This is a genomic window from Pseudomonas sp. K5002, from assembly GCF_013386655.1.
Classification (GTDB): Bacteria; Pseudomonadota; Gammaproteobacteria; order Pseudomonadales; family Pseudomonadaceae; genus Aquipseudomonas.
The window spans coordinates 1-973 of sequence record NZ_JACARK010001573.1; the positions used below are offsets into that span (position 1 = coordinate 1).

Genomic DNA, 973 nt, shown 5'->3' on the forward strand with positions numbered 1-973 from the left:
CGCCCAGTCGGCGGCCAGCGCGCCTTCAACCCGCAGGTGCAGTTGGCCGTCCTGCCAATGCGCATCGATGCGCAAGGCATGGGTCGATGCCGCTGGCGTATTGGCAGCGGTGATGTGTGCCAACAGGCTGCGCGGTTCACGGTGGATGTCGAAATCGCCGCGCCAATGGATAGCAATCGGTGCAGCAGGCAAGTCGCGCAGGGGTTCTTGCAGGTAGGTGTTGTCTGAGAGGTAGCGCAGCGCGCCGTAATCGGTACCGTGTTGCGGGTACGCACGCAGTTGCGCGGCCACCGACTGCAGGCGTTGCAACGCATTAGCACCTGCGGCTTGCAGGAACACCGGCACGGCCAGGTCCAGCGCACCGACGATCAGTTGCGGCTCGAGGTCGGCCAGCACCAGGGGCGCGCCCACTGGCAGGCGTTCGGTGGCCGGGCGTGCGGCGTACAGGTCCAACGCCAACAAACCGTCGCCGCATTGTTCGGCCACGGCAGTGGCCAGCAGGCTGTTCCACTCCAGGTGCAACACATCGGCCAAGCGCTTCAGCTCGCCGGAGGTTGCGCCACTCAGGCTCAGCTCGACCACGTTGCTCGCCTGGTGGTTGTCAGGCAGTTGCAGCGTGTCCATGCCGGCGTATTGCAGCCAGTGTTCCCACGCGTCGTCGAGGGCATCGCTCTCGGCATGCGCTTGCTGATGACGGGTCCATTGGGTGAAGTTGCCACCGCTGTAGGACAGCCGCACCGGCCGTTGCAGGCGCAGTTGTGCCAGCGCCAGATTGAGGTCCGTCAGCAGCAACGACCAGGAAGCCTCATCCACGCATAACGGGTGCGCGGCCAATAACAGGTGATCGCCAAGCAGGCTGGCATGCAGGCTTTGGCCTGCCTGTAGGTCAAGTGCGTCGACTGCGGCCTGGGCCAGTGCGTGCAGGTGTGCCGGGTGGTAGTCGCCCGAGGTGATCGCAGCCGCCTTGGGGGCC

The 973-nt window shown here is 65.6% G+C and carries 1 protein-coding gene; it reads right to left on the reverse strand.

Annotated elements, in window-relative coordinates:
• A partial coding sequence (locus HX846_RS38020) for a condensation domain-containing protein (RefSeq protein ID WP_256740509.1) occupies window positions 1-973 on the reverse strand: 973 nt, incomplete at both ends.